Raw genomic sequence first — 8,181 nt, forward strand, 5'->3', positions numbered from 1 at the left:
CGTTTCGGCGCCCGCCGAACCGTTCCCGCGCCATGATGGCGTCATGTCACCTCTCGCCGAGACCGCGGCGCTGCTCGCCGACCGGACCCGGGCCGCCTTCTGCCAGGCCCTGCTCGACGGCCGAGCCTGGACGGCGGGCGAGCTGGCCCGCCACGCGGGGGTGCGGCCGTCCACCGCCAGCGAACAGCTCTCCCGCCTCGTCGAGGGCGGCCTGCTGACCGAGGAACGCCAAGGGCGGCACCGGTACGTCAGGCTGGCGGGCCCGGAGGCGGCCGGGCTGATCGAGGCCCTCGCCTCGTACGCGCCCGGCACGCCGCGTCCGGACGGCCTGCGCGCGTCCGTCCGGCTCGGCGCCGAGGCCCGGGCCCGTACCTGTTACGACCACCTGGCCGGCCGGCTGGGCGTGGCCCTGGCCGACGCGATGCTCGCCCGGGGCCTGGTGACCGCCGACGCCGGACTCGCCGTCACCCCGGCGGGCCGTGCCTGGCTGGTCGACGCCCTCGCCTTCGAACACCCCGCGGGCAACCGCCGCCCCCTGGTACGGAGCTGCCTCGACTGGACCGAACGCCGCCACCACCTCGCCGGTGCCCTGGGCGCCGCCCTCTGCGCCACGGCGCTCGACCGCGCCTGGGTACGCCGCGTCGGATCCGGACGGGCGGTGAAGGTCACGCCGGACGGGGCGGAGGCGTTCCGCGAGCTGTTGGGGGTGGACGCGTAGGCCGCCCCGGCGTCCGCGGGCCACCCTGGATGTCACAGGCGGCGGCGCCGCCCGCTGTCACTCCCGCGGCCGCCCGTCCCACCGCCACCGCGTGACCCGTTCCCGGCCCGGGAGCTCGCCGCGGCCGGTGGCCCACAGTAGGGTGGCCCACGGGTCGGTGTCCGCCGGCGCGTCGGGGAACAGCCGGGCGCGTACGCGGGCGCACACGTCGGCGGGCGGGTCCCAGGCCAGGCCGAGGCCGGCCGCGAGGTCGTGGGTGTGCAGGAGCGCCTCGACGGTGCCCATGGCGGCGAAGCCGGCCGGGTCGGACGCGCCGAAGACGTGGTGCGCCCGGACGTCCGGGGGCGTCGTCCGGACCACGGTGACCAGCAGCGCGCCGCACGCCTCCAGCACCTGGAGGAGTCCGTCGGGGCCCGCCGCGCGGTCCGCGTGGACGACGTTCGCCGGCCCGCCCGGACGCCGGCTCTCCCATACGAACGGGACCTCGCCGTCCTGCGGGGGCCGCCGCGGGCCCAACTGGGCGGCGTAGGCGAAGAAATCGTCACTCAGGTGCTCGACGGTCTCCCAGCACGTCCACTCCAGGCCGCCCGCCGGGCGGTCCCAGGCGGCCGGTTCGGCCTGCCGGAGGGTGTCCGACGCGAGCCGTACGACGAGGGCCAGGTCATCGGCGGATGCGGAGGCGGAGGCGGCGGAATCGGAAGCGGAAGCGCCGGAAGAGGACGTACGGCCGGGAGGCGGAGGAATCACCATGCGGGGAACGTACTGTGCGCCCCGACGCCGCCGACAGCACGTTTCACACGCGGGGGCGCGTACCGCACCGCCCTGAGGGCACCCGGGAAAGGGGAGGGCGCCGCCCCGCCCCCACGCGGGACGGTGCCCTTCCGCTTCGTCCAGGCATGCCCCCCAGCGAACCCCGCCGTCCCCCCAAGAGTCGGCAGGGCCACCTGGACCGCGCCGCGTCGGCGGCGCCCGGGCCGATGTGGAGGCGGCCCGCCCGGGGAGTGTGGGACAGGCGGGACCGCGCCCGCAAAGCCCTTCGGTCCTGGCCGAATACCGGAAGGGGCGGGGGGCCGGAGGGGCGCGTCCGGGCGCGCTTAACATAAGCGGACGAACGAGCCCCTTCGTCCCGTACGTACCCATGCGTTCCCATGCGTTCCCTGCGTTCCGCTATGGGGCGGTCGTGCGTCCAGCCGCGGGACGGCCGAAGGGCCCGCTCGTGCCCGTGTTTCCCGCGCAGCGACCGGAAGGAGGTCGGCCATGACCCTGCGTCTGCACTTCGAGGCGGAGGACCTCGCCCGGGTCCGCGTCACGCCGGTACCCGACCCGCTCGCGGAGGCCACGTTCAGCCTGCCGCTGCTGCAGAGCCCCGGCCTGGGCGCGACCGCGTTCGACGGCTGGCGGGAGCGGTCGCTGCGGCGGCTGACCGCGGCCGTCCGGCCGCTGCTGGAGCTGGCGCCGGCGGGCCTGGACGAGTACGTGCCCGAGGCGTTCATCCGGGTCCGGGGCTCGGCCTCGCTGGAGGACAGCCTCCGGGCCACCTGGAGCATGCCGCGCCGGATCTGGACGGCCGACCTGGCCGTCACCGAGGAGTGGCGGTCCGCCGTCCCCCGCTGGATCGGCGACCTGCACACCGGCGACCGCGAGGCCGCCCGGCTCGTCGACCGCGGCTTCCGCGCCTACTACGACGCCGCCATCGCGCCCTACTGGCCCCAGCTCGCCGCCGCCGCCCACGCGGACCGGACCCATCGCGCCCGCGTCCTCGCCGACCACGGCGTCGAGCGGCTGCTCGCCGACCTCCACCCCACCCTGCGCTGGGAGTCGCCGGTCCTGCACGCCCCCTGCACGCTCGACATCGACCTGAGCCTCGGTGGCCGGGGCGTGCTGCTCACCCCCACCTTCTTCCTCACCGCGCCGGTGCTCCGCCTGGACAGCGCCGACCCCGACGCGCCGCTGGAGATCCGCTACCCGATCGCCCGCGAACCGGCCGCCCACCTCTCCGTCCTCACACCGCCCGCCGGCACCAGGCGGCCCGGCGAACTCGCGCACCTGGAGGCCCTGATGGGCCGCACCCGGGCCCGCGTCCTCGCCGCCGCCGCGACCGGCGGCAGCACCGCGGAACTCGCCCGGTCCGCCGGCGTCTCCCCGGCCTCCGCCAGCGAACACGCCACCGTGCTGCGGACGGCGGGCCTCATCACGACGCGCCGCGCCGGCCCGTCGGTGCGGCACACGCTGACGCCGCTGGGCCGGGCGCTGCTGGAGAACGGGCCGGGGTGAACGGCGCCGGGGTAAACGGGCCGGGGTGAGCGGGCTGAGGTGAACGGGCGCGCCGGGTAAGGGCGTCGGGTCAGTCCGCCGCCCGCTCGACGATCACCAGCGTGCCGTGGCTCCCCGGCAGCACCGCGTGCGGAGTGCCCGCCGGGACCGTGTACAGCGCACCCGGCCCGACGTCCACCGGGCGCCCGCCGACGGCCAGCCGGAGCAGGCCGTCGAGGACGAGCAGCGCCTCGGCCGTCTCATGCCGCTCTTCCGGCACCGGACGCCCGTCCATCCGCAGCACTTTGATCTGCGCGGCCTCCACCCGCCCGACGACCACCGAACTCCAGGCTTCGGGCAGCCGGGCGGACATTCCGGTCACATCGGTCGAACTCGTCGCTCTCGTCGCACACATGGGCACACGTCTCCTCCGCGGCCGGCAGGTGTGGACACGCCGGCCGCCGCCGTGGTGATCAGGGATGACGGGAGCGTATGCGCACCGGACCGTCGGTGGGTCGACCGTTCGGCAAAGACCGGGACGAGGGGCGGACGCCGCCACGCCCCGGCCGGGTCCCGACGACGACCGTGGCATCCCGTTCGTCGCAGACCGCCAGGCGCGGCACCAGTCCCACGCCGGCGAACAGGGCCATCGACCGCACCGCCTGCCGCTCGCTCGTCTCCATCAGCAGCCGGCCGCCCGGCGCCAGCCACCGGACCGCCTCCGCGGCCACGCGGCGCTGCACGTCTAGGCCGTCCGCACCGCCGTCCAGCGTCACCAGGGGTTCGTGGTCGCGCGCCTCGGGGGGCAGCAGGGGGATCTCGCCGGTGGGGACGTACGGGGCGTTGGCCACCAGGACGTCCACCCGGCCCCGGAGGCGCGCGGGAAGCGGGGCGTAGAGGTCGCCCTCGTACACCCTGGCCGCCGGTCCGAGGTTGCGCCGGGCGTAGTGGACGGCGGCCGGTTCGACGTCGGCGGCGTGCAGTTCGATGGTGCCCAGGGCCGCGGCCACCGCCGCGCCCACCGCGCCGGAGCCGCAGCACAGGTCGAGGACGACCGCGCCGGGACGGGCCGCCGCGACGGCCTGCTCGACCAGGAACTCGGTACGGCGGCGGGGGACGAAGACCCCGGGGCCCACGGCGACGCGCAGCCCGGCGAACTCGGCCCAGCCCACAACGTGTTCCAGGGGGACGCCGGAGACGCGCCGCTCCACGAGGGCCTCGAGGGCCGTGTCCGAGTTCGCCGCGGAGTGGAGCAACTCGGCTTCCTCCTCGGCGAAGACGCATCCCGCGGCCCGCAGCCTGGTGACGGTCGAGGAAAGGGAGGGAAGGGGGGAAAGAGAGGATGGTGTCGACATGAGAGCCTTCCGGGGAATCAGAAGGGCACTCCCGTACGCCGTGTCGCCTACGCGGCGACCGCACTCTTCCGGAGGGGGAGCACCCGACCTGCCACTGCGGTGATCGGTCCCACCTCCTCGGGTCGTACGCGGTCCTGGTCGGCGTCACTGTACCTGACCCGCCGTCCGGTGACCGGTCGGGGCCGAGCGCCCTGCCCGGAGGCCGGAACGCCCTCGTCCGCCGGTCCGTTCACGGCAGTTCGCGCCGGACGAGCGCCCGCGCGAAGGGCTCGCCGGTCCGGCGGGCGTACGTCATGCGCTCGCGGACCTCGAAGAGGGTCCGCGGACGGTAGCCGGGGCCCTCGTCGCAGCAGTCCGTGTGGAAGCGGATGCCCGCGTTCAGGAGGACGGAGAGGGTCCGCCAGCCCGCCGCGTCCCGGCGGCGCGGCGGCTGGAACGCGGCCCCCGCCTCGGTCATCGGCTCCGCGCAGCCCGGACAGCGCCGCGCCGGCTCCCCCGGCCCGAGCCGCGCCAACTTGAAGGAGGACCGGCAGGGGAGGCAGACGTGTGAGGTCTTCGCGGGAGGCATGGCGAGAAGGGTAGGCGGGGTCGCGCGGCAGGGGCGAACGCTTTCGTGTCCGGGGGATGTGGGGGTACCGGTGGAGGTCAGCCCAGGCTGCTCCGCAGGGCCGCGACCGTCGCCCCCGCGCCGCTGTCGTTCTCGGCCGCCTCCTCCAGCGCGGCGGTGAGGGTGGCCTCGTACGTGGCGGTGGCGGCGGCGTGCCGTGTGCGGCCGGCGTCCTCGATGACGGTGTAGACGCCGCGCTTGTCGTCCGGGCAGACGTCGCGGTATGTGAAGCCGGCCGCGTTCAGCCGGCCGACCAGGCGGGTCACGGAGCTCTGGTTGAGCCCCAGCCGGTCGGCCAGTTCCTGCATGCGGAGTTCGCTCCGGGGTGCGGCGGCCAGGAAACCCAGCGCCCGGTACTCGGAGAGGCCGAGGCCGTGGTGGCGCTGGAGCGCGGTGCTCAGCCGGTGCTCGACGTGGGCGTGGAGAGCGAGGAAGCGGTGCCACATCCGGACGTCCGCCGAGGGCGCGGGGGGTGGTGCGGGGTCCGTCGGGCGGGCGGACTCGGAAGGCTCGGCGGATCCGGAAGGCTGGGCGGGCTCTGCGGACTCGGCGGGCTTGGCGGTCGGTGCGGGCATCTGCGGCTCCGGAGGGGTGGCGGCGGTGACGGTGGTGATGGCGGGGGCGGTGGCCGGGCGGCGTTGACACAAGATTACTTGCACGTGCATGCTTCTTCCTGTCCCCAAAAGCATGCACGTACATGCAACTACGCGCGTCAGTCATCCGCCAACGCCCGGAGGAGCCGGAACCATGGCCTGGATCTACCTGCTCATCGCGTCCGTCTTCGAGGTCGTCTTCGCCCTCGCCACCAACGCCACCGAAGGCTTCACCCGGTTGGGGCCCTCGCTGCTGACCGCCGGGGCCGCCGCGGGCGGCATCTTCTTCCTGAGCCTGGCGCTCCGGACGCTCGACGTCGGCGTGGGCTACACCGTCTGGACGGGCATCGGGTCCGTCGGCACGGTCGTCCTCGGCTCGGTGATCTTCGACGAGCCGGTCAACGCCTGGAAGGTGCTCGCCTTCGTCCTGATCATCGGCGGGGTGCTCGGACTCAAGCTCGCCGACGGGTTCGGCGGCGCCGGGGAAGCGGGCGCGGGCGACGAAGCGGACGCGGGCGGCGAGGACGCGTCCGCCGGCCGGCGTCGCACCCCCGCCTCCGCCTGAACCGTCCGCCCCTCACCACCACCCCTCTTGCCCCCCTGTAAAGGAGCGCCGTCATGGCCTGGGTCTACCTCGCCGTCGCCATCGTCTTCGAGATCGCCTTCGCGCTGGGCACCAACGCCACCAAGGGCTTCACCCGGCTCTGGCCGTCCGTCTTCACCCTCCTCGCCGCCGCCGGCGGCATCTTCACCCTCAGCCAGGCGCTCAGGACCCTCGACGTGGGCGTCGGCTACACGATCTGGACGGGCATCGGCTCCATCGGCACCGTCGTCTTCGGCGCCGTCCTCTACAAGGAGAAGATCACGCTGCCGAAGCTGCTCTCCTTCGCCGCGATCATCGCCGGGGCCGTCACGCTCAAGCTGGCGGCCGGCGCCTGAGCCCCGGCGTACGGGGTGTGACCTGCGCCCCTGTGCTGTATGAAGATCTCGAAAACACTTGTCGATGGCCGAAAAGCGTACCTAGGGTCGCGGAACCGAGCTCCGTGCCGAAGAGGCGGCACGGCTCGTCGGCACGGATCGAGAAGGGTTCTGTTGCATGCAGCCACCGACAACGGGCGGGACGACGCCCGCCGAGCCCCTGGACGCCGTTCCCGGCAAGGGGAGCGCGGGGATCGCGGAGCAGGCCGGGCCGGCCGGGCACGGGGGAGGGGCCGACGGGGCCGCGACCGCCGAGGGTTACCAGCGCGGACTCGGCACCCGGCAGATCCAGATGATCGCCATCGGCGGCACCATCGGCACGGGCCTGTTCCTGGGCGCCGGAACGGCCATATCCCAGGCCGGACCGAGCCTGATCATCTGGTACGCGGCGGCCGGCGCCGTCCTGTTCCTGGTGATGCGCGCGCTCGGCGAACTCCTCACCCACCGCCCGGTGTCCGGCAGCTTCGCCGAGTACGCCCGGGAGTTCCTCGGCCCGTTCTGGGGGTACGCGACCGCCTGGACCTACTGGATCATGTGGGTCACCACCGGCATGGCCGAGATCACGGCGGCCGGGCAGTACGTCAAGTACTGGTTTCCGGGCGTGGCCCAGTGGCAGACGGCCCTGGTGTCGCTGGTGGTGCTGCTGGCCGTGAACATGATCTCGGTGAAGGCGTTCGGCGAGCTGGAGTTCTGGTTCGCGCTCGTCAAGGTCGTGGCCATCGTCGCCATGATCCTCGTCGGCGTCGCCGTTCTGGTGGTCGGTTTCGGCGACGTCGGTGACACCGCCTCGGTGACCCACCTGTGGAAGGACGGCGGCATCGCGCCGCACGGCATCCACGACTCGCTGATGACGCTCCAGATCGTCCTCTTCGCCTACCTCGGCGTCGAACTCGTCGGCGTCACCGCCGGCGAGGCGGAGGACCCGCAGAAGAACATCCCCCGGGCCATCAACAGCCTCCCGGTGCGCTTCGGCCTCTTCTACATCGGCACCCTCGTCGTCATCCTCTCCGTCGTCAGCTGGGCCGAGTTCAGCCCGGGCGTCAGCCCCTTCGTCGCCGCCTTCGCCAAGATCGGCATCCCGGCCGCGGCGGGCATCGTCAACTTCATCGTGCTCACCTCCGCGCTGTCCTCCTGCAACGCGGGCGGCCTCTACTCGACGGCCCGCATGCTGCGCACCGCCTCCGTCAACGGCCACGCCCCCAAGGCCCTCTCCCGGCTCACCGGCCGCGGCGTCCCCGCCCCCGCCCTCTGGGTGTCGGCGGTCGTCATGGGACTCGGCGTCCTCATCAACGCCCTCGACCCGGAGCACGCGTTCGCCTACATCACCTCCGTCTCGACGGGCGGCGCCATCCTCGTCTGGAGCGTCATCCTCGTCACCCACCTCCGCTACCGCCGCGCGGTGGCGAGGGGAGCGGCGGAACCCTCCCCGTACCGCCTCCCCGGCGCGCCCTACACCAACATCCTGGCGCTGGCCTTCTTCGCGTTCGTGACCGTTCTCATCGCCTGGAGCGCGGACACCCGGATCGCCTTGTACGTGATGGGCGTCTGGGTCGTCCTGCTGCTCCTGGGCTGGGCGGTCCTGCGGCGGCGGGGGACACCGGCCCAGGCCTGACGGGGAGCCTGACGGGGGGACCGGAGGGCGCCCCGGCATCCGTGCCATGGCGCACGGCGTTGTCG

Annotated in this window: 10 protein-coding genes; 5 read left to right on the plus strand and 5 right to left on the minus strand. The window is 74.1% G+C overall.

The genetic code is table 11. The annotated features are described in order from the left end of the window. The first annotated feature begins 43 nt into the window (after positions 1-43). A complete protein-coding gene (locus ACH4PU_RS15830; RefSeq protein WP_398271748.1) occupies positions 44-718 on the plus strand; it encodes an ArsR/SmtB family transcription factor in 675 nt (224 codons plus the stop codon). A gap of 57 nt (positions 719-775) precedes the next feature. Here ACH4PU_RS15830 and ACH4PU_RS15835 read toward each other — a convergent pair whose 3' ends face one another. Further along, positions 776-1,468, minus strand: a complete 693-nt coding sequence (locus ACH4PU_RS15835; protein WP_398271750.1) for a hypothetical protein — start codon at positions 1,466-1,468, stop codon at positions 776-778. Between the two features lie 507 nt (positions 1,469-1,975). On the opposite strand from ACH4PU_RS15835, the gene ACH4PU_RS15840 reads away from it, so the two are divergent. Next, on the plus strand, positions 1,976-2,992 hold the full coding sequence (locus ACH4PU_RS15840) for a winged helix-turn-helix domain-containing protein (RefSeq protein ID WP_398271752.1): 1,017 nt from the start codon (positions 1,976-1,978) through the stop codon (positions 2,990-2,992). Positions 2,993-3,062: 70 nt separating this feature from the next. On the opposite strand, the gene ACH4PU_RS15845 is transcribed toward ACH4PU_RS15840, so the two are convergent. From ACH4PU_RS15845 to ACH4PU_RS15860, 4 genes are all read right to left on the minus strand, one after another. Next, positions 3,063-3,386: a cupin domain-containing protein gene (locus ACH4PU_RS15845; RefSeq protein WP_398271754.1), complete on the minus strand. Its 324-nt coding sequence runs from the start codon at positions 3,384-3,386 to the stop codon at positions 3,063-3,065. A 58-nt stretch (positions 3,387-3,444) separates the two neighbouring features. After that, positions 3,445-4,326 (minus strand): putative protein N(5)-glutamine methyltransferase, encoded by an 882-nt coding sequence (locus tag ACH4PU_RS15850; protein ID WP_398271756.1) that lies wholly within the window; start codon positions 4,324-4,326, stop codon positions 3,445-3,447. 229 nt (positions 4,327-4,555) lie between these two features. Beyond that, the gene (locus ACH4PU_RS15855; protein WP_398271757.1) at positions 4,556-4,894 is read right to left on the minus strand and encodes a deoxyxylulose-5-phosphate synthase; all 339 of its coding nucleotides are present in this window, start codon (positions 4,892-4,894) and stop codon (positions 4,556-4,558) included. A 77-nt stretch (positions 4,895-4,971) separates the two neighbouring features. Beyond that, positions 4,972-5,598 (minus strand): MarR family winged helix-turn-helix transcriptional regulator, encoded by a 627-nt coding sequence (locus ACH4PU_RS15860; RefSeq protein ID WP_398271758.1) that lies wholly within the window; start codon positions 5,596-5,598, stop codon positions 4,972-4,974. Positions 5,599-5,680: 82 nt separating this feature from the next. Here ACH4PU_RS15860 and ACH4PU_RS15865 point away from each other — a divergent pair, with 82 nt between their 5' ends. From ACH4PU_RS15865 to ACH4PU_RS15875, 3 genes are all read left to right on the plus strand, one after another. Then, a complete protein-coding gene (locus ACH4PU_RS15865; RefSeq protein ID WP_398271759.1) occupies positions 5,681-6,091 on the plus strand; it encodes a DMT family transporter in 411 nt (136 codons plus the stop codon). Positions 6,092-6,144: 53 nt separating this feature from the next. After that, positions 6,145-6,465, plus strand: a complete 321-nt coding sequence (locus tag ACH4PU_RS15870) for a DMT family transporter (protein WP_398271760.1) — start codon at positions 6,145-6,147, stop codon at positions 6,463-6,465. 157 nt (positions 6,466-6,622) lie between these two features. After that, on the plus strand, positions 6,623-8,116 hold the full coding sequence (locus tag ACH4PU_RS15875) for an amino acid permease (protein ID WP_398271761.1): 1,494 nt from the start codon (positions 6,623-6,625) through the stop codon (positions 8,114-8,116). Positions 8,117-8,181: the final 65 nt, after the last annotated feature.

This window comes from Streptomyces sp. NPDC021100 (assembly GCF_044333095.1).
Taxonomy (GTDB): Bacteria; Actinomycetota; Actinomycetes; order Streptomycetales; family Streptomycetaceae; genus Streptomyces.

Excerpts from the sequence above, each read along its gene's own strand:
- ACH4PU_RS15830 (WP_398271748.1), top strand. The coding sequence starts at position 44 with ATGTCACCTCTCGCCGAGACCGCGGCGCTGCTCGCCGACCGGACCCGG.
- ACH4PU_RS15835 (WP_398271750.1), bottom strand. The coding sequence starts at position 1,468 with ATGGTGATTCCTCCGCCTCCCGGCCGTACGTCCTCTTCCGGCGCTTCC.
- ACH4PU_RS15840 (WP_398271752.1), top strand. The coding sequence starts at position 1,976 with ATGACCCTGCGTCTGCACTTCGAGGCGGAGGACCTCGCCCGGGTCCGC.
- ACH4PU_RS15845 (WP_398271754.1), bottom strand. The coding sequence starts at position 3,386 with ATGTGTGCGACGAGAGCGACGAGTTCGACCGATGTGACCGGAATGTCC.
- ACH4PU_RS15850 (WP_398271756.1), bottom strand. The coding sequence starts at position 4,326 with ATGTCGACACCATCCTCTCTTTCCCCCCTTCCCTCCCTTTCCTCGACC.
- ACH4PU_RS15855 (WP_398271757.1), bottom strand. The coding sequence starts at position 4,894 with ATGCCTCCCGCGAAGACCTCACACGTCTGCCTCCCCTGCCGGTCCTCC.
- ACH4PU_RS15860 (WP_398271758.1), bottom strand. The coding sequence starts at position 5,598 with ATGCACGTGCAAGTAATCTTGTGTCAACGCCGCCCGGCCACCGCCCCC.
- ACH4PU_RS15865 (WP_398271759.1), top strand. The coding sequence starts at position 5,681 with ATGGCCTGGATCTACCTGCTCATCGCGTCCGTCTTCGAGGTCGTCTTC.
- ACH4PU_RS15870 (WP_398271760.1), top strand. The coding sequence starts at position 6,145 with ATGGCCTGGGTCTACCTCGCCGTCGCCATCGTCTTCGAGATCGCCTTC.
- ACH4PU_RS15875 (WP_398271761.1), top strand. The coding sequence starts at position 6,623 with ATGCAGCCACCGACAACGGGCGGGACGACGCCCGCCGAGCCCCTGGAC.